Annotated in this window: 25 protein-coding genes and 1 other RNA gene; 14 read left to right on the top strand and 12 right to left on the bottom strand. The window is 63.9% G+C overall.

Annotated features, from left to right (window positions below; all coding sequences use genetic code 11):
- Positions 1–139: 139 nt before the first annotated feature.
- Positions 140–3,178 (top strand): Rne/Rng family ribonuclease, encoded by a 3,039-nt coding sequence (locus ACFMBG_RS05765; RefSeq protein ID WP_421053749.1) that lies wholly within the window; start codon positions 140–142, stop codon positions 3,176–3,178.
- A gap of 200 nt (positions 3,179–3,378) precedes the next feature.
- On the opposite strand, the gene ACFMBG_RS05770 is transcribed toward ACFMBG_RS05765, so the two are convergent.
- The gene (locus tag ACFMBG_RS05770; RefSeq protein WP_174146443.1) at positions 3,379–3,612 is read right to left on the bottom strand and encodes a sulfurtransferase TusA family protein; all 234 of its coding nucleotides are present in this window, start codon (positions 3,610–3,612) and stop codon (positions 3,379–3,381) included.
- A 94-nt stretch (positions 3,613–3,706) separates the two neighbouring features.
- On the opposite strand from ACFMBG_RS05770, the gene ACFMBG_RS05775 reads away from it, so the two are divergent.
- The 4 genes from ACFMBG_RS05775 (at position 3,707) to ACFMBG_RS05790 (ending at position 7,479) form a co-directional block, all read left to right on the top strand.
- Positions 3,707–4,459: a cytochrome c biogenesis CcdA family protein gene (locus ACFMBG_RS05775; protein WP_421053750.1), complete on the top strand. Its 753-nt coding sequence runs from the start codon at positions 3,707–3,709 to the stop codon at positions 4,457–4,459.
- 118 nt (positions 4,460–4,577) lie between these two features.
- A complete protein-coding gene (locus ACFMBG_RS05780) occupies positions 4,578–5,819 on the top strand; it encodes a hypothetical protein (protein WP_421053784.1) in 1,242 nt (413 codons plus the stop codon).
- On the top strand, positions 5,816–7,171 hold the full coding sequence (locus tag ACFMBG_RS05785) for a cytochrome P450 (protein ID WP_421053751.1): 1,356 nt from the start codon (positions 5,816–5,818) through the stop codon (positions 7,169–7,171). The genes ACFMBG_RS05780 and ACFMBG_RS05785 overlap by 4 nt, the downstream gene beginning before the upstream one ends.
- Positions 7,172–7,215: 44 nt before the next feature.
- Positions 7,216–7,479 carry a hypothetical protein gene (locus ACFMBG_RS05790; RefSeq protein ID WP_421053752.1) on the top strand — a complete coding sequence of 88 codons (264 nt, stop codon included), beginning with the start codon at positions 7,216–7,218 and terminating at the stop codon, positions 7,477–7,479.
- Here the strand turns inward: ACFMBG_RS05790 and ACFMBG_RS05795 are convergent.
- The 3 genes from ACFMBG_RS05795 to fumC are packed head-to-tail and all read right to left on the bottom strand — an operon-like array spanning position 7,476 to position 9,261.
- Positions 7,476–7,694, bottom strand: coding sequence for a ribbon-helix-helix domain-containing protein (locus ACFMBG_RS05795; protein ID WP_174146362.1), 219 nt, complete (start codon positions 7,692–7,694; stop codon positions 7,476–7,478). The genes ACFMBG_RS05790 and ACFMBG_RS05795 overlap by 4 nt on opposite strands.
- A complete protein-coding gene (locus ACFMBG_RS05800) occupies positions 7,691–7,867 on the bottom strand; it encodes a DUF4169 family protein (RefSeq protein ID WP_174146363.1) in 177 nt (58 codons plus the stop codon). Before ACFMBG_RS05800 ends, ACFMBG_RS05795 begins: the two co-directional genes overlap by 4 nt.
- Entirely contained in the window at positions 7,867–9,261 is a 1,395-nt protein-coding gene (fumC, locus tag ACFMBG_RS05805) for a class II fumarate hydratase (protein ID WP_421053753.1), read from the bottom strand. Before fumC ends, ACFMBG_RS05800 begins: the two co-directional genes overlap by 1 nt.
- Before the next feature lie 155 nt (positions 9,262–9,416).
- Between fumC and ACFMBG_RS05810 the strand changes: the two genes are divergently transcribed.
- Positions 9,417–10,025 (top strand): hypothetical protein, encoded by a 609-nt coding sequence (locus tag ACFMBG_RS05810; RefSeq protein ID WP_421053754.1) that lies wholly within the window; start codon positions 9,417–9,419, stop codon positions 10,023–10,025.
- 62 nt (positions 10,026–10,087) lie between these two features.
- Here ACFMBG_RS05810 and ACFMBG_RS05815 read toward each other — a convergent pair whose 3' ends face one another.
- The 7 genes from ACFMBG_RS05815 to ACFMBG_RS05845 form a co-directional block, all read right to left on the bottom strand.
- Positions 10,088–10,561 carry an SspB family protein gene (locus tag ACFMBG_RS05815; RefSeq protein ID WP_421053755.1) on the bottom strand — a complete coding sequence of 158 codons (474 nt, stop codon included), beginning with the start codon at positions 10,559–10,561 and terminating at the stop codon, positions 10,088–10,090.
- A 118-nt stretch (positions 10,562–10,679) separates the two neighbouring features.
- The gene (gene chrA / locus ACFMBG_RS05820) at positions 10,680–11,951 is read right to left on the bottom strand and encodes a chromate efflux transporter (protein ID WP_421053756.1); all 1,272 of its coding nucleotides are present in this window, start codon (positions 11,949–11,951) and stop codon (positions 10,680–10,682) included.
- Positions 11,948–12,763 (bottom strand): chromate resistance protein ChrB domain-containing protein, encoded by an 816-nt coding sequence (locus ACFMBG_RS05825; protein ID WP_421053757.1) that lies wholly within the window; start codon positions 12,761–12,763, stop codon positions 11,948–11,950. Before ACFMBG_RS05825 ends, chrA begins: the two co-directional genes overlap by 4 nt.
- Positions 12,764–12,912: 149 nt before the next feature.
- Positions 12,913–13,452, bottom strand: a complete 540-nt coding sequence (locus ACFMBG_RS05830; RefSeq protein WP_421053758.1) for a nuclear transport factor 2 family protein — start codon at positions 13,450–13,452, stop codon at positions 12,913–12,915.
- A 306-nt stretch (positions 13,453–13,758) separates the two neighbouring features.
- Positions 13,759–14,108, bottom strand: a transfer-messenger RNA (tmRNA) gene (gene ssrA / locus ACFMBG_RS05835).
- A gap of 126 nt (positions 14,109–14,234) precedes the next feature.
- Positions 14,235–14,465, bottom strand: a complete 231-nt coding sequence (locus ACFMBG_RS05840; protein WP_421053759.1) for an aspartate aminotransferase — start codon at positions 14,463–14,465, stop codon at positions 14,235–14,237.
- Between the two features lie 42 nt (positions 14,466–14,507).
- On the bottom strand, positions 14,508–15,236 hold the full coding sequence (locus ACFMBG_RS05845; protein ID WP_421053760.1) for a FadR/GntR family transcriptional regulator: 729 nt from the start codon (positions 15,234–15,236) through the stop codon (positions 14,508–14,510).
- Between the two features lie 125 nt (positions 15,237–15,361).
- Here ACFMBG_RS05845 and ACFMBG_RS05850 point away from each other — a divergent pair, with 125 nt between their 5' ends.
- From ACFMBG_RS05850 to ACFMBG_RS05875, 6 genes are all read left to right on the top strand, one after another.
- Positions 15,362–16,132, top strand: coding sequence for a DUF2182 domain-containing protein (locus tag ACFMBG_RS05850; RefSeq protein WP_421053761.1), 771 nt, complete (start codon positions 15,362–15,364; stop codon positions 16,130–16,132).
- A 15-nt stretch (positions 16,133–16,147) separates the two neighbouring features.
- Positions 16,148–16,780: a DUF1326 domain-containing protein gene (locus tag ACFMBG_RS05855; protein ID WP_421053762.1), complete on the top strand. Its 633-nt coding sequence runs from the start codon at positions 16,148–16,150 to the stop codon at positions 16,778–16,780.
- A gap of 60 nt (positions 16,781–16,840) precedes the next feature.
- Positions 16,841–17,935, top strand: a complete 1,095-nt coding sequence (locus ACFMBG_RS05860; protein ID WP_421053763.1) for a dimethylsulfoniopropionate demethylase — start codon at positions 16,841–16,843, stop codon at positions 17,933–17,935.
- 100 nt (positions 17,936–18,035) lie between these two features.
- A complete protein-coding gene (gene acuI, locus ACFMBG_RS05865; RefSeq protein WP_421053764.1) occupies positions 18,036–19,028 on the top strand; it encodes an acryloyl-CoA reductase in 993 nt (330 codons plus the stop codon).
- A gap of 193 nt (positions 19,029–19,221) precedes the next feature.
- The gene (locus ACFMBG_RS05870; protein WP_421053765.1) at positions 19,222–19,641 is read left to right on the top strand and encodes a universal stress protein; all 420 of its coding nucleotides are present in this window, start codon (positions 19,222–19,224) and stop codon (positions 19,639–19,641) included.
- A 67-nt stretch (positions 19,642–19,708) separates the two neighbouring features.
- A complete protein-coding gene (locus ACFMBG_RS05875) occupies positions 19,709–21,349 on the top strand; it encodes a BCCT family transporter (protein WP_421053766.1) in 1,641 nt (546 codons plus the stop codon).
- 56 nt (positions 21,350–21,405) lie between these two features.
- On the opposite strand, the gene ACFMBG_RS05880 is transcribed toward ACFMBG_RS05875, so the two are convergent.
- Complete coding sequence (locus ACFMBG_RS05880) at positions 21,406–21,786, bottom strand: VOC family protein (RefSeq protein ID WP_421053767.1); 381 nt, start codon at positions 21,784–21,786, stop codon at positions 21,406–21,408.
- A gap of 264 nt (positions 21,787–22,050) precedes the next feature.
- On the opposite strand from ACFMBG_RS05880, the gene ACFMBG_RS05885 reads away from it, so the two are divergent.
- The gene (locus tag ACFMBG_RS05885) at positions 22,051–23,274 is read left to right on the top strand and encodes an aminotransferase class V-fold PLP-dependent enzyme (protein ID WP_421053768.1); all 1,224 of its coding nucleotides are present in this window, start codon (positions 22,051–22,053) and stop codon (positions 23,272–23,274) included.
- Positions 23,275–23,298: 24 nt separating this feature from the next.
- Positions 23,299–24,723, top strand: a complete 1,425-nt coding sequence (locus tag ACFMBG_RS05890) for a cryptochrome/photolyase family protein (protein ID WP_421053769.1) — start codon at positions 23,299–23,301, stop codon at positions 24,721–24,723.
- Positions 24,724–24,760: the final 37 nt, after the last annotated feature.

The following is a 24,760-nucleotide window of genomic DNA, read 5'->3' on the forward strand; positions in this document are numbered from 1 at the left end:
GAAGGCCGGGCGCAGACCCCGGGACCACCTGCTGCACCGCGCCGTCTCAGATCGCCCTGACAAGACACCACCCGAAACGCGCGCGGCCGCCTGGAAGCAGACAGCTTGCGGGCGCACAGGGCAGGTGCACCAAGGAAACATGGCAAAGAAGATGCTTATTGACGCCACCCACGCGGAAGAAACCCGCGTTGTGGTGGTCGATGGAAACAAGGTTGAGGAGTTCGACTTTGAATCCGAAAACAAACGCCAGCTTGCTGGCAACATCTACCTCGCAAAAGTAACCCGGGTCGAACCGTCGCTGCAGGCGGCGTTTGTGGACTATGGCGGCAACCGCCATGGCTTCCTGGCGTTTTCTGAAATCCACCCGGACTATTACCAGATCCCGGTGGCCGACCGCGAAGCGCTGATGGAGGAAGAGCGCGCCTATGCCGAGGCAATGCGCGCCCGTGACGAGGACGAGGAAGAAAAACCGGCCAAGCCCAAGCGGTCGCGCCGGTCCAAGTCTGCCGCCAAGGCGGCCAAGGCCTCCTCCGGTGATGCGGTGGAGACCAAGGAAGTTGACGTCTCCGAGGAGAAAACCGGCGAAATCGCCGGGATGGAAACCATCGACCTGAGCGACAGCGCCGCAGCCGAGGATGTCCCGGCCGAGCTGGCCGAGGTGCCCGAAGGCTCCTCGCCGGTAGACCGCGTCGCGGAAACCCCGGTGGAAGAGCCGGAAGACGAAAATGAAGCCCCCGCCGAGGCGGCGGAGGCGGACGCGCCTGCCGAGGCGGGCGAAGAAGCTGCGGAAGCGGCAGATGAAGCCGTTGAAGAGACTGCTCCTGCTGAAGAGGCCGCCGCGGAAGAAACTGCAGAAGAAGCCGGTGACGAGCCTGCTGCGGCTGAGACCGAAGCAGACGCTGAAGAAGCCAAGGCAGAACCCGGCAGTGATGACGCTGCCGGCGACGAAGACGAGGAAAACGGAGACTCCCGCCGGGCCGACGCGGCCACCAAGGATGAGACCATCGAATCCATCGCCGACGAGGACGACAGCGAGGACATCCGTCCGCCGCGCAAACCGCGTCCGCGCCGCTATAAGATCCAGGAAGTGATCAAGGTGCGCCAGGTGCTGCTGGTGCAGGTCGTCAAGGAAGAGCGCGGCAACAAGGGCGCGGCGCTGACCACCTACCTGTCGCTGGCCGGCCGCTACTGTGTGCTGATGCCGAACACCGCTCGCGGTGGCGGCATCTCCCGCAAGATCACCAACGCGGCCGACCGCAAAAAGCTCAAGGATATCGCCTCTGAGCTGGACGTGCCGACCGGCGCGGGCCTGATCGTGCGCACCGCCGGGGCCAAGCGTACCAAGGCGGAGATCAAGCGCGACTACGAATACCTGCAGCGCCTGTGGGAGCAGATCCGCGAGCTGACGCTGAAATCCATCGCGCCGGCCAAGATCTACGAAGAGGGCGACCTGATCAAACGCTCGATCCGCGACCTCTACAACCGCGAGATCGACGAGGTTCTGGTGGAAGGCGACCGCGGCTACCGCATCGCCAAGGACTTCATGAAGATGATCATGCCGTCCCACGCCAAGAACGTGAAGCACTACCAGGACGCGCTGCCGCTGTTTGCCCGCTATCAGGTCGAAAGCTACCTGGGCGGCATGTTCAACCCGGTGGTGCAGCTGAAGTCCGGCGGCTACATCGTGATCGGCGTGACCGAAGCGCTGGTGGCGATCGACGTCAACTCCGGCCGTGCGACCAAGGAAGCCTCGATCGAGGAAACCGCGCTCAAGACCAATCTGGAGGCCGCCGAAGAGGTGGCGCGCCAGTTGCGTCTGCGCGACCTCGCAGGCCTGATCGTGATCGACTTCATCGACATGGACGAGCGCAAGAACAACGCTGCCGTCGAAAAGCGCATGAAGGACAAGCTGAAGACCGACCGCGCCCGCATCCAGGTGGGCCGGATCTCCGGCTTTGGCCTGATGGAAATGTCGCGCCAGCGGCTGCGCCCCGGCATGATCGAGGCCACCACCGCGCCGTGCCCGCATTGCCACGGCACCGGCCTGATCCGCTCCGACGACTCGATGGCGCTGTCGATCCTGCGCCAGATCGAGGAAGAGGGCACCCGCCGCCGCTCGCGCGAAGTGCTGGTGCGCTGCCCGGTCTCCATCGCCAACTTCCTGATGAACCAGAAGCGCGAACACATCGCCCAGATCGAGGCGCGCTACGGCCTGTCCGTGCGTATCGAAGGCGATCCGCATCTGGTCAGCCCGGACTTCGTGCTGGAGAAGTTCAAGACCGCGTCGCGCACCGTGCCTGCCGCCACTGCTCCGGTGGTGTCGGTGGATACCTCGATCATGGATCAGGTGGACGCTGATGAGGCACAGCAGGACGAGGAAGAGGTCCCCGTTGCGGAGGAGGTGTCCGCGGCCGAGGACGCGCAGCAGGACGACAAGCCCAAGCGCAAGCGCCGCCGCCGCCGCCGCCGCAAGGCCGGCGCGGGCGATCAGGCCCAGGCTGGCGAAAACGGCGAAGAGACCTCCGAAGACCAGGACCAGCCCAAGGAAGAGGCTGCCGAGGCGCAGGAAGCTGCCGCTGACGCGGAAGAGCCTGCCGCGGAAGAGGTGAAGGAGAAGAAACCTTCGCGCAGCCGCACCCGGTCCCGTTCGCGCAAGCCGAAGGCCAAGCAGGTTGAGGCGGAAGCCGAGGAAACCAGCGAACAGGCCGCGGCTGCTGCTGAAGGCTCCGAAGCCGCCGCCGAAGAATCGCCGGCCGAGGCTGAAGCTGCCGAAGCGCCTGTGGCAGAGGCTGCTGCGGAGGCTCCGGCTGAGGAGACGGCAGAACAGGCGGCTGATGCGGCTGCAGACAGTGCGGAGGTACCCGCCGCCCAGGACGCAGAACCGGTTGCGGAAGCTGAACAGGCCGCTCCGGCAGAAGAAGCGGCCGCTGCAGAAGATGCCGCACCGTCTGAGGAGCCTGCGGAAGCAGCTGAAACGGCTGAAGAGCAGCCTGCTGAAGAACCCGCTGCGGAAGCCGCAGAGGATCAGCCTGCCGCTGTTGAAGAAGCCCAGCCGGAACCCGTCGCTGCGGAAGAGGAAAAGCAGCCGGAGCCTGCCATGGCTGGCGCCGCGGCTGAACCGGAACCCGCAGCCCCGCCCAAGCCGAAACGCCGCGGCTGGTGGTCGATGGGCGGTTGAGCCCGGCACATGATCCAGGGAAAAGGCAGGCCACCAGGCCTGCCTTTTTCATTCAAGACTGCCACCAACCCGGGAATTGCCGGCAGCGAGCGGGACGCCGTTTCCCGGCGCGGGAAACGGCCCGGAAAACACGTTTTCCGAGCCGGAATTCTCGCAGAATTCCGGCGCTCCCAAGCACGGGCGATTGTGAGGATTGCGGCCTAGCGGCCTTTTCGGATCAGGTAGATCTGATGGCCTGCGCCTTCGCTGTGGCCCAGGAACTCATGCCCTGCTTCATTGCAGAAATGCGGCACGTCGATCACTGCCGCCGGGTCGTCCGCCAGCAGCTGCAGCACATGGCCGGGCTGCAGCGATTTCAGCCGCTTGCGCGCCTTCAGGACGGGCAGGGGGCACAGCAGCCCGATTGCATCAAGGGTCTCTTTGATCTCGCTCATGGTGTTCAGATAAGGGGGATGTTTCATGCTGTCCACAAGGATGTGACCAGCCGTCCCCGTGACGTTGGCCGCCTGCTGACATAAGTGTTGTGACATGTTTGGAATCGAGATCATCGACGCAGGGCTGCTCCCTGCCATGCTGGTGGCGCTGCTGGGCGGCGTGATCAGCTTCCTGTCGCCCTGCGTGCTGCCGATCGTGCCGCCTTATCTGGCCTATATGAGCGGTGTCACCATCGGCGAGATGCAGGGCACGGTTGCCGCGCGGCGCAAGGCCATCATCGCGGCGCTGTTCTTTGTGCTGGGGCTGTCCACGGTGTTTCTGCTGCTGGGCTTCACGGCGTCCGCTTTCGGCGCGTTTGTTCTGCAAAATCAGGAGCTTTTCGCGCAAGTCTCAGGTGTCGTGGTGATCATCTTCGGCCTGCACTTCCTGTCGGTCTTCCGCATTCCGCTGCTGGACCGCGAAGCGCGGATGGAGGCCGGCGAATCCGGCGGTTCCGCCCTGGGTGCCTATGTCCTGGGGCTGGCCTTTGCCTTTGGCTGGACCCCCTGCATCGGCCCGCAGCTCGGCGCGATCCTGTCGCTGGCGGCGTCGGAGGCTTCGGTCAGCCGCGGCACCATCCTGCTGGGTGTTTATGCCGCGGGCCTGGGCGTGCCCTTCCTGCTGGCGGCAATGTTCCTCAACCGCTCGATGACGCTGATGAACAAGATGAAGCGCCACATGGGGCTGATCGAAAAGGCGATGGGTGGCCTGTTGCTGTTTGTCGGCATCATGCTGGTCACCGGCCTGTTCACCACCTTCTCCTGGTGGCTGCTGGAGACCTTCCCGGCGCTCGCAGCACTGGGCTGAGCCCGGGATTTCCAAGGGGCCTTCGGGCCCCTTTTTCTTTGCCCCTCCCGGCCTTACTCTTGCCGGATTGCGCTGCTAATCTGCCCTTGAAACGTCAAAGCAGGACAGCGTGGCTCACATCGGTTCCAACCCCCAGCTGGTGCGCAAACGCCGGGTGTTCTACATCCCCGGCTATGATCCGATTCACCCGCGCCGCTACCGGGAGCTCTACCGCAAGGAAGGCGCCGCGCAGGCGCAGATTTCCGGCTACAGCCTGACGCTGTCTCCCAAACGGACCAAAGGCCCCTACGGCTGGCATGCGGCGGCGGAGATTGACGGGCAGCGGACAGAAGCCGATATCGAAGTGCTGGTCTGGTCCGACATCGTGCGGGGCAGCATGGAGGCGACGATCCCCGGCACCTACTGGCAGATGTTGCGCACCGCCTGGATCTACATCTCCACCGGTGCGCTCAAGCGGCTTATGCGGCTGCGCAAGGGGCCGGTGATTGCGGCGCTCTACCCGGTGGGAATGCTGCTCTTGCAGGCGCTGCTGGCGTTGCTGCTGGCTTGGGGTGTGGCCCATGCCTTTGGTCTTGCTGCGGGCGCTGCCGGGGTTGGCGGCACTTTAGCCTGGCTGCCCGGCTGGGCCTTGGGACTCGGCGCGGGCTATGCGCTGCTGCGCTGGTTCAAGAAACGCGACGGCAAGTTCTTCGCCTATTACCTGATGCATGACTACGCGCATTCGGCCGCCCTTCGCGGTGCGATCGCGCCGGAAATGGACGTGCGGATGAGGGAATTCCGCGCTGCGATTGCCGAGGCCTTGCAGGACCAAAGCCTGGATGAGGTGCTGGTCGTCGGCCACTCCTCCGGCGCGCATGTGGGTGTGTCGGTGCTGGCGGACCTGATCCGAGAGGGCGTTCCGGGCGCCGGCCCGGCGTTGGGGTTCCTGACTCTGGGGCAGGTGGTGCCCATGGTCTCCTTTCTGCCGCGGGCCAGACGTTTGCGGACGGACCTGAAATACCTATCGCAGTGCGGGGAGCTTGCCTGGGTGGATGTCACAGCCCCGGGCGATGGCTGTGCCTTTGCGCTGTGTGACCCGGTCGCGGTCAGCGGCGTCGCGCCAGAGGGCAAGCGCTGGCCGCTGGTGTTCTCCGCCGCCTTCACCCAGACCCTCAGCCCTCAGCGCTGGCAGCAGCTGCGCTGGCGGTTCTTCCGGCTGCATTTCCAGTATCTCTGTGCCTTCGACCGGCCGGGCGACTATGATTATTTCCGCATTACCGCCGGGCCGCTGACGCTGGCAGAGCGTTACAGGGACCGCAAACCCTCTCAGTCGCGGATTGACGTGCCGGTGTCGAAATTCACGTCGGTGGCCGCTGAATGACCCAGGTGATGCCGCCGAAACCGCCGGCGCGCCCCGACCGGGTGTCGCTGTGGCGCTATGCAAAACTGTTCCGCCAGGACATCCTGTCGGCCCAGCCTGCGCGCCTGTACCGCGCCTGGATGGCCGAGTTCCGCACGCCGTTCTTCCGCTCCTTCCTGGTCAACCAGCCGGATCTGGTGAAGCTGCTGCTGAAGGAGCGGCCGGACGATTTCCCCAAGTCGGACCGCATTGCCGAGGGTTTGAAGCCCTTGCTGGGCAATTCCGTGTTTTTGACCAACGGCGAAGCCTGGAAGCGGCAGCGGCGGATCATTGATCCGGCATTTGAGGGCGGGCGGCTGAAGGATACCTACCCGGCGATGCGTGCCGCGGCAGAGGCGGCAGTCAAGCGGCTGGAGGGGCGGCAGGGGCCGGTGGAAATCGAGGAGGAGACCTCCCACGCGGCGGCGGATGTGATTTTCCGGACGCTGTTCTCGATCCCGATCGAACATGAGGTCGCAGGGCAGGTGTTCGCCCGCTTCCGAGACTATCAGCGCAGCCAGCCGTTGCTGAACCTGGCCGCGTTTGTGCCGCTGCCGCGCTGGATGCCGCGGTTTTTCAGACGCGGAACCCGCCGGAACGCAGAAACGATCCGGGCGCTGATCGCGCAGCTGACGGCCGAACGGATGGCAGCGATCGAGGCGGGCAGGGCGCCCGATGACCTGGCGACCAAGATCATGACAACCCGGGACCCGGAAACCGGCAGCACCTTTGATACCGCCGAGATGGTTGACCAGGTGGCGATCTTCTTTCTCGCCGGGCATGAAACCAGCGCCTCCGCTTTGGCCTGGGCGCTTTATCTGATGGCGCTGTACCCCGACTGGCAAGAGCAAGTGGCGTCAGAGGCGGGCGCGCTTGAAGATGAGAGTTTCACTGCGGTGTCGAAGCTGAAGATCAGCCGCGATGTGTTCCGCGAGACCCTGCGGCTCTACCCGCCGGTGCCGATGATGGTGCGTGAGGCAACCTGTCCGGAACGCTTTCGCAACCGTACCGTGCCCAAGGGCGCGCAGATGGTTCTCAGCCCCTGGCACCTGCACCGGCACGAGCGGCTGTGGGAGAACCCGGACGGGTTCGACCCCGCGCGCTGGGGGACGGAAAACGGCAAGCAATGCCAGCGGGAGGCCTATATCCCGTTTTCGGCAGGCGCCCGGGTCTGCACAGGCGCAGGCTTTGCCATGGTGGAGGGGCCGCTGATCCTGTCGATGATCCTGCGCCGGTTCCGCATAGAACCGGTGGCTGGCAAGGCGCCGGTGCCCGTGGCGCATCTGACGGTGCGGTCGAAAAATGGCATCTGGCTGCAGTTGTCGAAGCGGTAGCCAAAACTTTTCTGAAAAGTTTTGGCCAAAGTTTTCAGAAAACTTTGGCTTCAGCACAACAGGCGAACGGGTTCGTTGTTGCAGAAGATGACAACCTGTTCACCATTCAATACCGCATGATAACCGCGGCGCTGTACTTCGTTTTGCAGCTTTGCCAGGCCAACGTTGCGTTCGGCATCCCGAAGTTTGCGCCGGACCACACCGCCTTAATGGGCGGATTTCACATCAAAGATCTGCTGCATCCACAATTCAGGGTAAACTGTGCGAAACACTTGCGACATGCAGGAACTGTGCGGGATCGTGGTTAACGTGTCCTTAACCGCCGCAGCACAAACAGCCGGATGGCGGAAGCCAGGCCGCAGTCCTCGCCGCGGGTCTCATCAATTTCAGCCGCCAAGTCATTGATTGCCCTGCCTTCCCGGGCTGCGATCTCGCGGAATGCGTCCCAGAAGTCGTCCTCCAGAGACACCGACGTGCGGTGCCCGCGCAAGGTCAGGGAATGCTTCTTGGGGCGGGAATTCATTCGTCGCGCTTGTGGTCGTCCAGGCGTTTGACCTCTTGTGCGTTGCGCGCCTTGTCCAGGTCCTTTTCCGCCTTGGTGCGTCCGAAGGTCACGGCGTTCTGGTCAGCGCGGGCCTTTTTCTCGGCCCGCGCTTTTTCCTTCCGGTACCGGTTCAGATTGACCGGCTTGCCCATCAGTCCTTGGGCCCGATCATCTGCTCCGGCCGTACTACCGCGTCAAAGGTGGCTTCATCGACAAAGCCCAGCTTGACCGCCTCTTCCTTCAGCGTGGTGCCGTTCTTGTGCGCGGTCTTGGCCACGGTGGTGGCGTTGTCATAGCCGATGGTCGGCGCCAGCGCGGTGACCAGCATCAGGCTTTCCTTCATCAGCTTGTCGATGCGCGGCTCGTTTGCCTTGATGCCGTTCAGCATCCGCTCGGTGAAGCTGTCCGCGGCATCGCCCAAGAGCTGGATCGACTGCAGCAGGTTGTAGGACATCATCGGGTTGTAGACGTTCAGCTCGAAATGGCCCTGCGAGCCTGCGAACTTGATCGCCGCGTCATTGCCCATCACATGCGCCGCCACCTGGGTCAGCGCTTCTGCTTGGGTCGGGTTCACCTTGCCCGGCATGATCGAGGAGCCGGGCTCGTTCTCCGGCAGGATCAGCTCGCCCAGGCCGGAGCGCGGGCCGGAACCCAGGAAACGGATGTCGTTGGCGATCTTGTAGCAGCTGCCCGCGATGGTCGCGAGGGCGCCGGACAGGAACACCATGGCGTCATGCGCCGCCAGCGCCTCGAACTTGTTGGGCGCGGTGACAAAGGGCAGGCCGGTGATCTCTGCCATGTTGGCGGCAACCTTCTCGCCCCAGCCTTTCTGGGTGTTGAGGCCGGTGCCAACAGCGGTGCCGCCCTGCGCCAGCTCGTAGATGCCGGGCATTGCCGCTTCGACACGAGCCAGGCCCTGGCGGATCTGATGCGCATAGCCGCCGAACTCCTGGCCAAGGGTCAGCGGGGTCGCGTCCTGGGTGTGGGTGCGGCCGATCTTGATGATGTCCTTGAATTCTTCGGACTTCTTTTCCAGCCCCTCGGCCAGCTTGGTCAGGCCGGGCACCAGCACGTCGCGCACGGACATCGCGGTGGCGATATGCATCGCGGTCGGGAAGGTGTCGTTGGAGGACTGGCCCATGTTGCAGTGATCGTTCGGGTGCACCGGATCCTTGGAGCCGATGGTACCGCCCAGGATCTCGATGGCGCGGTTGGCGATCACCTCGTTGGAGTTCATGTTGGACTGGGTGCCGGAGCCGGTCTGCCAGACCACCAGGGGGAAGTTGTCGTCGAACTTGCCGGCCACCACTTCGCTGGCAGCCTGGATAACGGCATCGGCGATCTTTGCGTCCAGCTTGCCCGAGTCCTTGTTGGCCATGGCGCAGGCCTGCTTGATCACGCCAAGCGCGCGCACGATGGCAACCGGCTGCTTTTCCCAGCCGATCGGGAAGTTCATGATCGAGCGCTGGGTCTGCGCGCCCCAGTACTTGTCTGCGGGGACCTCAAGCGGGCCAAAGCTGTCGGTTTCGGTGCGGGTTTCGGACATCCGTCTTCTCTCCGTTGCGTATGCGATTGTATGCCGTTTAGCCTGCGCGCTGCTGCAGTGCAATTGGCCAGTTGCGCGCAGCATAGCCAATCACGCGGTCAGGTATAGTGCCGAATTGGCGCAATCGAAGACATGCCATTGCCTGAAACCATGCTATGATTACAGTGCGGGGGCAGGCTTGGACATCCGGAAGGAATTGCGACGTGCCGACGCATTTGCGAACTCTCAGAATCCCGTTGAGCCTTGCCGCATTGCTTGTGGCGGCAGCCCTCTTGCTGCTGCCGCAGTGGGCGCGCGCGGATATTTCCCGTTTTACCGGCGAATACGCCGGCAGCGTCGATATCATAAAGGAGGACGGTGACACCGATCCCCGGGACATGAGCGTGGTGATCCGCAAAATGAAGAAGGGGTTCACCATCAAGTGGACCTCGACCACGGAAAAGGACGACGGGCGCCGGAAATCCAAAACCTATGAGATCGAGTTCCTGCCCAGCGGCCGCAACGGGGTCTTTTCCGCAGCCATGACGCGCAATGTGTTCGGCCATTCGGTGCCGCTCAATCCGATGAAGGGGGAGCCGTTTGTCTGGGGCCGCATCACCGGTGACACGCTGACGGTGTTTTCGCTCTATATCCACCCCAACGGCGATTACGAGATGCAGCAGTACGACCGGACTTTGGCCAAGGGCGGTCTGGATCTGGAGTATTCCTCGCGCCTGAACGGCGAGCCCCGGCGGCAGCTGAGCACCTTCCTGTCCCGGCAGTGATCCGGCCAGCAAAAAAGGCGGCCTGCGGGGCCGCCTGTTGGTAACCGGGGTGCTATTCCGCGTTATTTGCGGAAGCTGTCCAAAGAGACGATATCGGCGTTTTTCTTTTCCTCGGACGGGGTTTGGACGTTGTCCTGCTCTTCCTCGGCATCCGGCACCGCTGCATAGCCTTCGGCCTCCTCATCGGCGCTCTCGAAACGCAGCCCGAACTCCACCGACGGGTCCACGAAGGTGCGGATGGCGTCATAGGGAATATAGAGAGGTTCCGGCGAGTCACCGAAATTGAGCGTGACGGCAAAACCCTCGTCGTCGACGGTCAGATTGTCGAACCAGTGCTGCATAACCACGGTCATCTCACCCGGGTAGCGGTCGGACAGCCAATCGGCCAGTTCCACATCCGGATGGGCCGTGTCGAAGGTGATGAAAAAGTGGTGGTTACCGGGCAAACCGTTCTCAGCGATGTCCTGCAGCACGGTCCGGATCAGGCCGCGCATGGCAGAGTGCATCAGGTTGCCATAGTCGATTTCACGGGACATGCAGTCACCCCTTGTTCATTTGTTCCCAAGCATAAGAGATTCTGGCGGAAACAAAAGACCGCCCTTTTGGTCAGCGGAAATATTTTTGGCTCAGGCGCCGTTCCGCGAGCCGCTCCAGTCAGCTGATTGCAAACGGGAATTCTGCAATGGCCAGACCGGCGCAGGCCATTGCGGCCAGCAGCAGCAGCATATTGCCGCGGACCATCCAGGCCGCCAGCGGCGCCAGCAGAACCAGCAGCACGGCGGTGGTGTCCATACTGCTCCAGACCGGCACGGGAACATGCAGGATGCCTGCCTCAAATACCTGCGTTCCGGCAAAGGCCACATGCATCAGGAACCAGACCGACAGGTTCAGGATCACGCCTGCGACCGTGGCGGTAACCGCCTTCAGCGCCATGCCCAGCCGCGGGTGCGCGGCAATGCGTTCCACATAAGGCGCGGCGGCAAAGATCCACAGAAAGCACGGCATGAAAGTCGCCCACAGCGCCACCGCGCCCGCGGCCAGGAACAGTCCCGCTCCGTCCTGCAGCAGGCCCGACAGCATGGCGACGAACTGGGTAACCAGGATCAGCGGGCCAGGCGTGGTCTCGGCCAGTCCCAGCGCGTCGATCATCTGCCCGGCGGTGATCCAGCCGAACTGGCTCACCACTGTCTGGCTGATATAGGCCAGCACCGCGTAGGCACCGCCAAAAGTCACCACGGCGAGTTTGGAGAAGAACCAGCCGACATCGGCCAGAAAGCCCGCGCCGGAAAGGGTGAGCGCGATCAGCGGCAGCAGCCACAGGCTGCCCCAGATGGCAACGGTCCGCAGCGTGCTGGCCGCCTGAAACGGCGCGGAGGAGGCGGGCAGATCCGGATCTGCTGCCTTGCGCAGGTATCCGGTGACAGCCGCGGCCAGCACCACCAGCGGAAACGGCAGGTTGAGCAGGAACAGCGCGGCAAAGCCAAACCCGGCCAGCATCCAGTCCGCCCGGTGGCGCAGCGCCTTGCCCGCCAGCCGCCGCAGCGCCTGCAGGATGATGACGACAACAGCAGCCTTGATGCCCAGAAAGGCCGATTGCACCGCGGGCAGGGTGCCGTATTGCACATAGAGCCAGGCCAGGAGGGCAATCACCGCCGCACCCGGCAAAACGAACAGCAGGCCCGCCAGCAGCCCGCCGGCGGTGCCGCGCATCTTCCAGCCGGTATAGGTCGCCAGCTGCATCGCCTCCGGCCCCGGCAGCAGCATGCAGAAAGAGAGCCCCCGCAGGAAGCTCTCCTCGCTCAGCCAGGGGCGGTCCTCGACCAGCTCCTTGTGCATCACCGCGATCTGCGCCGCGGGACCGCCAAAGCTCAGCACCCCGATGCGCCCGAACACACGGAACATCTCCGCCCAGCCGGGAGCGTTCATGCCTTGCGGTCCGCGGGCCAGTCGTGGCCTTCGCCCTGGCCGTCGCGGGCCCAGCGGTACAGCGCGTCATAAAGGGTCATGCCTGCCTCAAGCTGCTGATGGTCGTCCTTGTACTGGCGCGACAGACCGACGGAGAGGGCCAGAAGCCCCGCTGCCTCGGGTGCCAGGTCGTGCCGGTTGGTATCGGCGCCTCTCACAACCCGGGCCAGAGTGTCAAGCGCGGGCGTGCGCAGGCCGAATTCGTCCAGCATGGTGTCAAAGGTGCAGTGTTCGCCGCGGTGCGACCAGAACACGTCCTCGGCGTCGAACGGCGTGGCGCCAAAACGCTCCGCAACGCCCGCCACTTCAGAGGGCGCGACAAACAGAAAGCGCGCCTCCGGGTCCGCAAAGCGGCGGATCAGCCAGGGGCAGGCGATACGGTCGATCTTGGGCCGGTGCCGGGTCACCCACAGGGTGCTGCCGCCCACCGGTGCGGGCAGGGCATTGAAAGGCACACGCGGCGCGCCTTTCAGCTCGCGCCAGGCGTGCATGCCACCCTGCAGGTATTCCGCCGAGATCCCGTCATTGCGCAGCCAGGCCGCCGCACCTTGCGACAGTTTGAGGCCTTTCTGGCAGATCACCACGCAGCGCCGCCCGTTCAGGCGGGCCTTGAGACCTTCGATATCTGAATGCGGATGCCGGAAAGACCCCGGGATCAGATAGGGGTCCGCTGCAAAGTCTTCGTCGGTGCAGATATCGGCCAGCGCCGGCGCATTGGGTGTGCCAATCAGGCGCAGCAGCTGGGCGGGGGTGATTTCATTCGGGGCAGCCATGGGCATGTCTCCTCGCGAGCAAGGTTAACATGCGAACCTTGGGCTGTCGCCTCACGGGGCGTTCGCGGTTGACCCCATACCTCCAACAAGACCAGCCGGGACAGCTCTGTCAAGCCCGGGAGCTGCCGCCGGCAGAGCGCATGCGGCCGCTACCTGAGCCGCTCGCCGGTCAGGCAGATGGCCATGGCCTCAGCCGGCAATTGCCCCAGCTTCTCGAACATCAGGAAATAATCCATGTTGGAGTGCATCTCGGTAATCCTGCCGTTCTGAACCCGCGCCATGACCTGGCCGGTGATTTCAAACGGCTCGCCGTCGCGGGGATTGCTGGTTGCGGCCACCAGCCGGACCGACACCCATTCGTCTGTCTCCATCACATGGGTAAAGGTCACCTTGATCGGGCCCAGGAGGTTGCGCAGCGCCGCGACCACCTCGCCGTAGTCGCTTTCCGGCTCTGCCAGGGCAGAGACCGCGCCGGAGATCAGCGTGTTGCGGCCCATAATTTCGGGGACGGCATCCAGATTGCCTTTTCCCCAGACTTCATCGAACCAGTAGTGCAGCACACGGGTCAAGGGCATCTCCGCCATACTGGCCGGATCAAATGGTGCTGCCATGGCCGTGTGGGAGCCGGACGCGGCGGCCCGGCGCGTGATCAGGGTTTCAGGTGCGGGTTTGGTGAGGGGCTGAGTCATTCTTTTCGTTGCGTAAGGCCATGCCTGGTCAGGCAGGCATCAGTGGGGCTGGGCAGCTGGCCGCAATGTTGCGGGCGGCAGGGCGGCAAAGCAGGATGAATTGATCGCTCCGGGACCGCCGGGCTGCTGTTGCAGTTTCGGGTTTTCGACATCGCGCAGGCAAAGGCATAGACAGCTTTCTTGCAGGCCGGTTCCGGTACACACTCCGGCACCCTAGCCTGTGACTGCAGGATTTACAGCTCTAACACAAAGTTTTTAGGCATTCACCGCGGACCCGTCGAGGCCTTTCACTGCAATGGTGTAGGAAGTGCAGGTTTCTGTTGCCAGGTACCTGCGAACCCCGCCTTACGCGGCTAGGCGCAAGGGCTTAGATTTCGATTCCTCGAACTGCTTACGCAGCCAGAGCAACCGGAGCACGATTGTCGTTTGCAATTGTACTGTTTGGGCCGGTACGGTGGCACCCCGCCGAGACAAAGCAAACCCCTTTAGACGTCCGTCGATCCTGTTTCGGCCCCATGATCCCCAAACGAAGGATTTTGGTGGAGCCGCCGGGTACCGCCCCCGGGTCCGATCCGCTTATTACGAGCGCGTTTATGTCCATAGTTCCACAAGGGAACAGCAGCTATATAATGCGCTTCTGTGCGGTTGCAAAGGGGCAACCGGAATCCTGCGAGGATTCCGGCCAGTTTTCCGGCGCGGAAAACTGGTGCAGTGCCGCCAGCGGAGCCGCCAGAAATCCTCGCAGGATTTCTGGCCGTTTTCCGCGCCGGAAAACGGCGCCGTCACACCAGTCTGCGGATCGGGGCGCTGTTGCAGAATACGACAACCTGCTCGCGGTTCAGCACCGCCTGAAAGCCGCGAGCGCGGACTTCGGCCAGGAAGGCCTCCATCCCGGCGCAACGCTCAATATCGCGGATCTTGCGGCGCAGCACCTGGCCGTTCTGCACCGCCTTGCAGGCGAAGATATCGCGCAGCCAGATATCGGGGGAGAGGGCAGAGCCGGGTTTAACCATTTTCCGAGTGTCCCGGGTTATGGTTAACAAAGTGTTGAGCGGTTATTTCTGCGCCCGGGCGGCAAAGACATCGGAGGCCAGCTTGCGGGTCTCGCTCTCCAGGTCCTGCAGGCCGGAGACGGCTGCGCTGCCGTCGCCTGCCTCGATGGCGTCGGCAATGCGGGAATGCAGGCCGGTGATCACTTCGCGGTCGCGGGCGGTGAAAGTGATCATGTTCATCAGCGGCTGCATCGCCTCCACCGCGCCGGCCAGCTGATAGGACAGCACCGGATTGCCTGCGCCATCCACCAGCGCCCGGTGAAACGCCACGTCGGAGGCGCAGAAGGCCTCATCGGTCAGGCCCGGCTGCCCCTGCCGAAAAATCTCCGCCCGCATCGTCGCTAGGTGGTCCGCACTGCGGCGCTCGGCAGACAGCGGCGCACAGGCGCGTTCCAGCGCGTAGCGCGCCTCGCAGGCAGTATCGAAACTCACCGCATTCATGCTGAGCAGCAGGGTCGAGGTGGTGATCTGCTGCGAATAGGCATCCTCAAAGCTCAGCCGGTTCACAAACGCCCCGCCCGCCGCACCGCGCTGGGTGCGGATCAGCGATTGCGCCGCCAGCCGCTTGAGCGCCTCGCGCACGGTCGGGCGCGACACCTGGAAGTGATCCGACAGCTCCGCCTCCGAGGGCAGCCGCTCATCGACGATAAGCTCTCCGGAAATGATGGCATCCTTGATCGCCTGAGCTATCTGAACCGAGAGATCGGCGGAACTGTTTGGGTCAATCTTCATGCCCGGGGTCCTGACGCAGCGTTACGCCGGAGCTGGCCCGGCAAGAAATCATTTGTCTGACATTTAAAAGTCTGACATTTAAAACTCAAGACGTGAGTCGCAGACCCTCTTACCCGGAGCGCGCCATGAAAGCCATTCTGGCACAACGGATCAGAACCATGGGAGGCTGGCATTGGCTGGGCCTGTTCGGGCTGATCCTAGGGGCGTGGGTTCTTCTCTATGCGATGTCGGTGCCGGCCGACCTGCGCCAGGCGGGGGCCATCTACGGGCCTGATTTCTGGCGCGACTTCTGCACGCTGACGCCGGATGCGGCGGGCTTTGGCAAGATGCTGATGATGTGGGCGCTGATGTCGGCGGCGATGATGGCGCCGACCGCATTGCCCGCCTTTGCCACCTACGAGGACCTGTCCCACACCGCGCCGGACACCAGTTTCACCCGGCTGGTGGGCGGTTATCTGGCGGTGTGGCTGGGGTTTTCGGCACTGGCCGCCGTGCTGCAGCTGGGGCTGTTCCAGGCAGATCTGCTCACCGCATTTGGCGACAGCAACTCGCGCTACCTGTCGGCAGGGCTGCTGCTGGTCGCGGGCGGCTACCAGTTCTCGCCGGTGAAGGAAGCCTGCCTCAGCAAGTGCCGCCGCCCGCTGGTGTTCTTCATGCAGCACTGGGACGAGGGCCCGCTGCGCAACGGGCTGCGGCTGGGGCTGGTGTGCCTGGGCTGCTGCTGGGCACTGATGCTGCTGGCATTCGCGGGCGGCACCATGAACATCGCCTTCATGGGCCTCGCGACCGTGATCATGATTTTGGAAAAGCTGCCGGACTTGGGCCGCTACATCACCAAACCGCTGGGTGCGGGGCTGGTGATTGCGGCGCTGGCACTGGCGGCAGGGATTATCTGAGAGGGAGACTAAGACATGGCCTTGGACGCCGCAACGGGCACCGTGCCCTGGACTATCAAAGGGGAGCTGATCCTCAACTGCAACTGCACCGTGTTCTGCCCCTGCGTGGTGTCGCTGGGCAAGCACCCGCCGACCGAAGGCCACTGCCAGGCCTGGGCCGGGGTGCGCATCGACACGGGCGAATACGGCGAAACCGACCTGTCCGGCCTGAACGTCGGCCTGTTCCTGGAAATCCCCGGCAACATGGGCCGCGGCAACTGGAAGGCGGCGGCCTATATCGACGACCGCGCCTCGGATGATGCCTATGACGCGCTGGTTGCGATCTTCTCGGGCGCGGCCCGTGGCACCACCGGGCTTTTCTCGATGCTGGTGGGCGAATTCCTGGGCGCGGAGCGCGCGCCGGTCACCTTTGAGACCGAAGGCAAGGAACGCCGCCTGATGGTCGGCAAGAAGATCCAGGGCGCCGTCGTTCCGGTCGAGGGCAAGGACGGCAAGGACATCGTTGTCACCAACACCGAATACTGGATGGGCCCCGACATCACCGTCGCCACCGCCACAAAGGGCCGCGTGCGCGCCTTTGGCCGGGTCTGGGACTTCGACGGCCGTTCTGCCGAGATCTGCCAAATCGACTGGCAAGGGCCGAAGTAATCTTTGCTTGCAGGCCGGATCCTTCCGGCCTGCCACCGACTGTTTCCGGAGACTGCCGCAATGGCAAATATCTTTCCTTCGCGCCGTGTGCGCAGGACGCCCTTCAGCCCCGGCGTCGAGGCCGCGGGCGTCAAGGCCTATACCGTCTACAACCACATGCTGCTGCCGACGATGTTCGACAGCCTGGAATACGACTGCTCGCATCTGAAGGAGCATGTGCAGGTCTGGGACGTGGCCTGTGAGCGCCAAGTCAGCATCAAGGGTCCCGATGCGCTGCGGCTGATGAAAATGATCAGCCCGCGCGACATGGGCAGGATGGCGGATGACCAGTGCTATTATGTGCCCACCGTGGACCATAATGGCGGCATGCTGAACGATCCGGTGGCGGTGAAACTGGCGGCGGATCATTACTGGCTGTCGCTGGCCGATGGCGACCTGCTGCAGTTCGCGCTGGGGATCGCCATCGCCAAAGGGCTGGATGTGGAGATCGTCGAGCCTGATGTCTCGCCGCTGGCGGTGCAGGGGCCCAAGGCGGAGGACCTGATGGCCCGTGTCTTTGGCGAGGAGGTGCGCGATATCCGCTTCTTCCGCTACAAGCGCTTGGCCTTTCAAGGCGTTGATCTGGTTGTGGCGCGCTCCGGCTGGTCCAAGCAGGGCGGGTTCGAGGTCTATGTCGAAGGCTCGGAATTGGGTATGCCGCTGTGGCATGCCTTGTTTGAGGCGGGCGAGGACATGCACGTGCGGGCGGGCTGCCCGAACACGATTGAGCGGATCGAAAGCGGGCTCTTGAGCTACGGCAATGACATGACCCGCGAAAACACGCCGTATGAATGCGGTCTGGGCAAGTTCTGCAATTCGCCCGAGGACTACATTGGCAAGGCCGCCCTGGCGGAGCAGGCCGTAAACGGCCCCGCCCGCCAGATCCGCCCGCTGGTGATCGGCGGAGAGATCCCGCCGTGCCTGGATGCCTGGCCTCTCTACGCGGCTGGCAAGCAGGTGGGGCAGGTCGGCTCGGCCATTTTCGCCCCCGAGTTCGGGGTGAACGCGGCAATTGGTATGGTGGACCGGTCCCATTGGGTGCCGGGCACCGTGATGGAAGTGGAAACCCAGGCAGGGATGCGGCCCGCAAAAGTGCAGGAGAGCTTCTGGCGCTGAGCCGAGGCAAGCAGGGGGCGCTGCTCCCGCCGCGGCAGGCCGCGGCTCCCCCGGGATATTTTTGGCAAGAGGAAAGCACCTCTGGGAAAGGGAATGTGAGATGTTCAATGCACTGGTCGTGAATAAGGACGAAGAGAGCGGCAAAACCTCCGCCGCGGTCGAGCAGATCAGCCTGGATCAGCTGCCCGAGGGCGAGGTGACCGTGGCGGTGGAATATTCCACCGTGAACTACAAGGACGGGCTTTGCATCGGGCCGGGCGGCGGGCTGGTGCGCAAGTACCCGCATGTGCCGGGGATCGATTTTGCCGGCACCGTCGAGGCGTCTTCGGACAGCCGGTACAAGCCGGGCGACAAGGTTGTGCTGACCGGCTGGCGCGTGGGCGAGGCCCATTGGGGCGGCTATTCGCAAAAGGCCAATGTGCGCGCCGACTGGCTGGTGCCGCTGCCCGACGGGCTGGACACCCGCCACGCGATGGCAGTGGGCACTGCCGGCTTCACCGCAATGCTGGCGGTGATGGCGCTGGAGGATCACGGGCTGGAGCCGGGCCACGGGCCGGTTCTGGTGACAGGTGCCGCGGGCGGTGTCGGTTCGGTGGCCACCGCGATCCTGGCCAATCTGGGCCATGAGGTCGCCGGCGTCACAGGCCGACCGGAAACCGCGGACTATCTGAAATCCCTTGGCGCCACCCAGATTGTGGCCCGCGAGGAGATCAACGAGACCACCAAGCGGCCGCTGGAAAGCGAGACCTGGTCGGGTTGTGTGGATGCCGTCGGCGGCGCCATGCTGGCGCGGGTGCTGGGGCAGATGAAATACGGTGCCTCTGTCGCCGCGGTCGGACTGGCAGGCGGCGCCGGGCTGCCGGCCACCGTCATCCCGTTCCTGCTGCGCGGCGTGAACCTCCTGGGCATCGACTCGGTGATGCAGCCTTATGACAACCGCGTTCGGGCCTGGCAGCGGATTGCCAAGGATCTGCCGATGGACAAGCTGGACGCGATGATCCAGCCTGCCACCCTCAGCGACCTGCCGCAGCTGGGTGCGGATATCCTCAAGGGGCAGGTCAAGGGCCGCGTCGTGGTGGACGTCAACGCCTAAATCCCTATAATACATTGCATCTACCGGATGAACGCGCGGCGAAGTCCGCGCGTTTTTCATTCGTGCCGCGGCCCTGCCGCGGCCCCAAGGCGGGAGCCGTGCCGCGATTATGCGGCCTCTAAAGCGCTCCGCCCGGTGCTCTCCAGGCCCTGTGCCGGAGACGCATTGATTTTGAAGCAAGAGGAGGGAGACCGTGTATTCCAAAATCATGGTGCCCGTCGATCTGGCCCACGCCGACCGCCTTGAGCAGGCGCTGAAAATGGCATCGGATCTCGCGCATCTTTACAAAGCAGAAGTGATTTTCGTGGGGGTCACCTCCCCCCAGCCCAGCAAGGTGGCGCACAACCCCCAGGAGTTTGCGGCCAAGCTCGAGGACTTTGCCTCCCGCCAGGCGGACAAGCACAACATTACCGCCTCCGGCCATGCCGTTGTCAGCCACGATCCGGCGATCGACCTCGATGCGACGCTGGTCCAGGCCTGCAATGATACCGGTGCCGGCCTGATCGTGATGGCCAGCCACCTCCCGCGCGTGAGCGATTACCTGTTCCATGCGCACGGCGGACGGGTGGCTGAGACGGCGCCGGTTTCGGTGCTGGTTGTGCGTGAGAGCTGACCAGGGGCGTCTTTGAAAACGCAAGCACCGGCTTGCAGGGCAGAAGTTTACTGGGAAGGAGGCCGCAATGGCTGACGAAACCACAAATCAGGGTATCCCCGCTCCGGAAGGCGAAGCGGATATCATCGACACAGATTATGAGATCGGACAGGACAATATCGAAACCCAGATCGGCCCGATCGGGGTCGACATCCACAACCCGGTGTTCCCGGTCTCCGGATTCGTGATCGTGGCCTTCGTGTTCTACGCTCTGGCGCTGCCTGAGCAGGCGGGAACATTCTTCAACTGGCTGCGCCCGGCGGTGACCAGCAGCTTTGACTGGTTTTTCTTCGGCGCCGCGGATCTGTTTGTGCTGTTCTGCCTGTTCCTGATCGTTTCCCCCTGGGGCAAGGTGCGCCTGGGCGGCAATGAGGCAACTCCGGATTACAGCTACATCGGGTGGTTCGCGATGCTGTTCGCGGCGGGTATGGGCATCGGCCTGATGTTCTACGGCGTGAGCGAGCCGATGAGCCACTTCTCCTCGTCCTTCGGCGGCACCGCCGTGCCAGAGGGCGGCGGCGCCCGCACCGACTGGGCACCGCTGGGCGCGGCCGCGGGCGATCAGGCCGAAGCGGTGCGTCTGGGCATGGCGGCAACGATCTTCCACTGGGGGCTCCACCCCTGGGCAATCTATGCCATCGTGGCACTGGCGCTGGCGCTGTTCACCTATAACAAGGGGCTGCCGCTCACGATCCGCTCCGCCTTCTACCCGATCTTCGGCGAGCGTGTCTGGGGCTGGGTCGGCCATATCATCGACATTCTGGCGGTCTATGCCACGCTGTTTGGCCTTGCGACTTCGCTGGGCTTTGGCGCCACCCAGGCCAATGCCGGCCTGTATGAGCTGTTCGGCGTGCCGACAGGCGCCACAACCGAGGTTATCCTGATTTCCGTCATTACCGTTATCGCGCTGATCTCGGTGATGCGCGGCTTGGATGGCGGTGTGAAGGTGCTGTCGGAAATCAATATGGGCCTGGCTTTCCTGCTGCTGATCTTCGTGCTGATTGCAGGCCCGACCGCGGTAATCCTGACCGGGTTTGCCTCCAGCCTGATGGCCTATATCGAGTACCTGCCGGCACTGTCGAACCCGATCGGGCGCGAGGATGTGAACTTCAGCCAGGGCTGGACCGCCTTCTACTGGGCGTGGTGGATCAGCTGGTCGCCGTTTGTGGGCATGTTCATCGCCCGCGTCAGCCGCGGCCGCACCGTGCGCGAGTTCGTGATCTGCGTGCTGCTGATCCCCAGCCTGGTCTGCGTGCTGTGGATGAGCGTCTTTGGCGGCACCGCCATTCATCAGGTGCTTTCTGACGGCTTCACCGGCGCGCAGGACGCGGCGCTTGAGCTCAAACTGTTCAAGATGCTGGGAGAGCTGCCGCTGGCCGGGATCACTTCCTTTGTGGGGATCGTGCTGGTGGTTGTGTTCTTTGTCACCTCGTCAGACTCCGGCTCGCTTGTGATCGACACCATCACCGCAGGCGGCAAGGTTGATGCGCCGGTGCCGCAGCGGGTGTTCTGGTGCATCTTCGAGGGCGCGGTCGCAATCGTTCTGCTGCTGGGCGGCGGGCTTGGGGCGCTGCAGGCGATGGTGATCTCCACCGGCCTGCCGTTCACCGTGGTGCTGCTGCTGATGTGCTGGGCCATCTTCCGCGGGCTGCTGACAGAGGCGCGCTGAGGTAAATTCCGCAAACGGAGAAACGCCCCGGCTTTGAGGCCGGGTCGTTTTCCTTGTCAGCTGTTGTATTTGAAGAACCCAAGCGAGTTGCCATCCGGATCGGTGGCATAGAAGAACCGCCCGGGCGGGATCTCGATGGTCTCGGATATCACCTTGCCGCCAGCGTCGATGATGCGCTCCATCACGTCCTCCAGTTCACCCTCGGCGGTCAGATGCAGGGTCGGGCCGCGGCCGTCGCCCGCGGGCTTGCCGGGATAGAGATGCAGCGCAACACCCGATGCTTCATCTGCGGTCTTGAACATCGCAATCGGGTTCGGGCCGCTGTCGTCGATGCTCAGATCGGCACCGGTCACCTTGGCATAAAACGTCACTGCCGCGTCCAGATCGCTGACGGGCAGCTCGCCCCAGACCAGGAAATTCTTGGGAGTAAAGGCCATGTCAAATCCTCCATGTTTGCCTGGCAGCAAGGTGTCATGCGCTGATGACAGTTTCCGGCATTAGCCTTGCCGCTTGACCAGACCGCCGGCTGTACGCTACGACCCTTGCGTCCTGTCCGGCCTTTTGCGCCTTGCAGGGCTGCCTGCGATCCCTCAATCCTTGTGCGGGAGCGCGGCTCGGCTGGAAGACCTGCCATGTTCGGGGAGATCCCTGGCATGCGCCGGCCTTCCCATCGGACCGCAGCGATTGAGGAGAGATCTGTAATGACTGCATTGGATATCGATTTCGTCCGGGCCCAGTTTCCGGCCTTTGCCGAACCCAGCCTTCAGGGCCAGGCGTTTTTTGAAAACGCGGGCGGCTCTTACACCTGCCGCCAGGTGATAGACCGGCTCACCCGGTTTTATACCCAGCGCAAGGTGCAGCCCTACGCGCCCTATGAGGCCTCGCGCCTGGCCGGGGAAGAGATGGACGAGGCCCGGACCCGCCTGGCCGCCCTCATGGGCGTCGCCACTGAAGAGCTGAGCTTTGGCCCGTCGACCACCCAGAACACCTATGTGCTGGCACAGGCCTTCCGCAAATTCATGAAACCGGGCGAGGCCATCATCGTCACCAACCAGGACCACGAGGCCAACAGCGGCCCCTGGCGGCGCCTGGCGGAGGAGGGGATCGAGGTCCGCGAATGGCAGATCGACCCTCAGACCGGCCATCTGGACTCGGCCCGGCTGGAAACCCTGCTGGATGAAAACGTCCGCCTGGTCTGCTTCCCGCATTGCTCCAACGTGGTGGGGGAGATCAATCCGGTGGCGGAGATCACCGCGATGGCCCATGCCGCAGGCGCCTTTGTCTGCGTCGATGGCGTCTCCTACGCGCCGCACGGGCTGTCGAACGTGGATGAACTGGGCGCCGATATCTACCTGTTCTCTGCCTACAAGACCTACGGGCCGCATCAGGGCGTCATGGTGATCCGCAAGGCGCTGGGCGAACTGCTGCCGAACCAGGCGCATTACTTCAACGCCGATAGCCTCTACAAACGCTTCACCCCGGCAGGCCCGGACCACGCCCAGGTGGCGGCCTCGGCCGGTATGGCGGATTACTTCGAGGCGCTGGCCTCACACCATGGCCACTCAGGCACCGCTGCGGAAACCGGGGCCTTTGTCCACGATCTGATGCGCGCGCATGAAGTGAAGCTGCTGCAGCCGCTGCTGGACGCGGTGAAGGACCGCAACGGCGTCCGCCTGCTGGGGCCGGCGCAGGCCGAAACCCGCGCGCCGACGGTTGCCCTGGCCCTGAACCGTGCCGCGGAACCGGTGGCCGCGCAGCTGGCAGAATTTGGCATCATGGCCGGCGGCGGCGATTTCTATGCCGTCCGCGCGCTGGAGGCGATGGGCATTGATCCAGGTGAAGGCGTGCTGCGTATCAGCTTCACCCACTACACGTCCGAAGCCGAGGTTGCCAAGCTGATCGAGGCGCTGGACAGGGTGCTGTAACGCGAACTGGACAAGGAAAACGACATGAGCAGCCGTCCCCCGGTGATCTGGTGGATCAGGCGGGATCTCCGCCTGTGTGACAACCCGGCCCTGACGGCTGCCGTCAGCAGCGGCGACCCGGTCCTGCCTGTCTACATCCTGGACACGCAGGACGAGGCGCTGGGCGCCGCACCCAAGTTCCGCCTCGGCCTGGGCCTGGAGCATTTCGCGAAGGTTCTGGCCAAGGCTGGCTCCCGCCTGATCCTGCGCCGCGGCAAGGCGCTGGAGGTGCTGCGGGAGCTAATCGGGGAAACCGGGGCAGGGGCCGTGCACTGGTCCCGACTCTACGACCCGCAGGCCATCACCCGCGACAGCGGCATCAAGCAGCAGCTGAAGGAGCAGGGAGTCGAGGCCAAATCCCACGGTGGCCGCCTGCTGTTTGAGCCCTGGACGGCAGAGACCAAGGCCGGCGGCATGTTCAAGGTCTACACCCCGTTCTGGAAGGCGGTGCGGGGCCGCGATGTGGACAGCCTGCTGCCAGCTCCCGCCAATCTCCAGGCACCGGACAGCTGGCCCGCCAGCGAGGATCTGGAGGATTGGCACATGGCCGCCGCCATGCGCTGCGGCGCCGATGTTGTGGCCCGTTATTGCCGGGTGGGTGAAGCTGCGGCACAGGACCGGCTGGACGCATTCCTGGAACACGCTGTGGACGCCTACAAGGCCCGCCGGGACTTCCCGGGAGAGGACGCCACCTCCGGTCTGTCGGAAAACCTCGCCTGGGGTGAGATCAGCCCGCGCCGCATGTGGCACCAGGGCCGGGCAGCAATGGAGCGCGGCAGCCAGGGCGCTGAGCATTTCCTCAAGGAGATTGTCTGGCGCGAGTTTGCCTATCACCTGATGTACAACTCGCCGCATATCCTGACGGACAGCTGGCGCGAGGAATGGCAGGGCTTCCCTTGGTCGCAGGACATCACTCCGCAGGTGCAGGCCTGGCAGCGCGGGCAGACCGGCTACGGCTTTGTCGATGCCGCCATGAGGGAGCTGTATGTGACCGGCAAGATGCACAACCGGGCCCGGATGATCGTCGCAAGTTTCCTCACCAAGCATTTGATGACGCATTGGAAAATCGGCATGGACTGGTTCGCGGACACGCTGGTGGACTGGGACCCGGCCTCAAACGCCATGGGCTGGCAGTGGGTGGCTGGCTCCGGCCCCGACGCCGCCCCCTTCTTCCGCGTCTTCAACCCCAGCGGCCAGCTGGAGAAATTCGACCCCGACGGCACCTACACCTGCCGCTGGATCGCCGAAGGCCAGGGGCAGCCGCCGCAGACAGCGCTGGACTTCTTCGACGCCGCGCCTGTGTCCTGGGATCTCTCGCCTGAAGGCGCCCGTGCGGATCCGATAATCAGCCTGCAAGTGGGCCGTGAACGCGCGCTCACGGCTTATCACGAAGCCCGTGAAAACCGCTAACGCACAGTTTTCTTGCCAGAAAGCCCCCTGCGGCCTA

This window comes from Leisingera coralii, from assembly GCF_049056525.1.
GTDB classification, from domain to species: Bacteria; Pseudomonadota; Alphaproteobacteria; order Rhodobacterales; family Rhodobacteraceae; genus Leisingera; species Leisingera coralii.

Excerpts from the sequence above, each read along its gene's own strand:
- ACFMBG_RS05765 (WP_421053749.1), top strand. The coding sequence starts at position 140 with ATGGCAAAGAAGATGCTTATTGACGCCACCCACGCGGAAGAAACCCGC.
- ACFMBG_RS05770 (WP_174146443.1), bottom strand. The coding sequence starts at position 3,612 with ATGAGCGAGATCAAAGAGACCCTTGATGCAATCGGGCTGCTGTGCCCC.
- ACFMBG_RS05775 (WP_421053750.1), top strand. The coding sequence starts at position 3,707 with ATGTTTGGAATCGAGATCATCGACGCAGGGCTGCTCCCTGCCATGCTG.
- ACFMBG_RS05785 (WP_421053751.1), top strand. The coding sequence starts at position 5,816 with ATGACCCAGGTGATGCCGCCGAAACCGCCGGCGCGCCCCGACCGGGTG.
- ACFMBG_RS05795 (WP_174146362.1), bottom strand. The coding sequence starts at position 7,694 with ATGAATTCCCGCCCCAAGAAGCATTCCCTGACCTTGCGCGGGCACCGC.
- ACFMBG_RS05800 (WP_174146363.1), bottom strand. The coding sequence starts at position 7,867 with ATGGGCAAGCCGGTCAATCTGAACCGGTACCGGAAGGAAAAAGCGCGG.
- fumC (WP_421053753.1), bottom strand. The coding sequence starts at position 9,261 with ATGTCCGAAACCCGCACCGAAACCGACAGCTTTGGCCCGCTTGAGGTC.
- ACFMBG_RS05810 (WP_421053754.1), top strand. The coding sequence starts at position 9,417 with ATGATTACAGTGCGGGGGCAGGCTTGGACATCCGGAAGGAATTGCGAC.
- ACFMBG_RS05815 (WP_421053755.1), bottom strand. The coding sequence starts at position 10,561 with ATGTCCCGTGAAATCGACTATGGCAACCTGATGCACTCTGCCATGCGC.
- chrA (WP_421053756.1), bottom strand. The coding sequence starts at position 11,951 with ATGAACGCTCCCGGCTGGGCGGAGATGTTCCGTGTGTTCGGGCGCATC.
- ACFMBG_RS05825 (WP_421053757.1), bottom strand. The coding sequence starts at position 12,763 with ATGGCTGCCCCGAATGAAATCACCCCCGCCCAGCTGCTGCGCCTGATT.
- ACFMBG_RS05830 (WP_421053758.1), bottom strand. The coding sequence starts at position 13,452 with ATGACTCAGCCCCTCACCAAACCCGCACCTGAAACCCTGATCACGCGC.
- ACFMBG_RS05840 (WP_421053759.1), bottom strand. The coding sequence starts at position 14,465 with ATGGTTAAACCCGGCTCTGCCCTCTCCCCCGATATCTGGCTGCGCGAT.
- ACFMBG_RS05845 (WP_421053760.1), bottom strand. The coding sequence starts at position 15,236 with ATGAAGATTGACCCAAACAGTTCCGCCGATCTCTCGGTTCAGATAGCT.
- ACFMBG_RS05850 (WP_421053761.1), top strand. The coding sequence starts at position 15,362 with ATGAAAGCCATTCTGGCACAACGGATCAGAACCATGGGAGGCTGGCAT.
- ACFMBG_RS05855 (WP_421053762.1), top strand. The coding sequence starts at position 16,148 with ATGGCCTTGGACGCCGCAACGGGCACCGTGCCCTGGACTATCAAAGGG.
- ACFMBG_RS05860 (WP_421053763.1), top strand. The coding sequence starts at position 16,841 with ATGGCAAATATCTTTCCTTCGCGCCGTGTGCGCAGGACGCCCTTCAGC.
- acuI (WP_421053764.1), top strand. The coding sequence starts at position 18,036 with ATGTTCAATGCACTGGTCGTGAATAAGGACGAAGAGAGCGGCAAAACC.
- ACFMBG_RS05875 (WP_421053766.1), top strand. The coding sequence starts at position 19,709 with ATGGCTGACGAAACCACAAATCAGGGTATCCCCGCTCCGGAAGGCGAA.
- ACFMBG_RS05880 (WP_421053767.1), bottom strand. The coding sequence starts at position 21,786 with ATGGCCTTTACTCCCAAGAATTTCCTGGTCTGGGGCGAGCTGCCCGTC.
- ACFMBG_RS05885 (WP_421053768.1), top strand. The coding sequence starts at position 22,051 with ATGACTGCATTGGATATCGATTTCGTCCGGGCCCAGTTTCCGGCCTTT.
- ACFMBG_RS05890 (WP_421053769.1), top strand. The coding sequence starts at position 23,299 with ATGAGCAGCCGTCCCCCGGTGATCTGGTGGATCAGGCGGGATCTCCGC.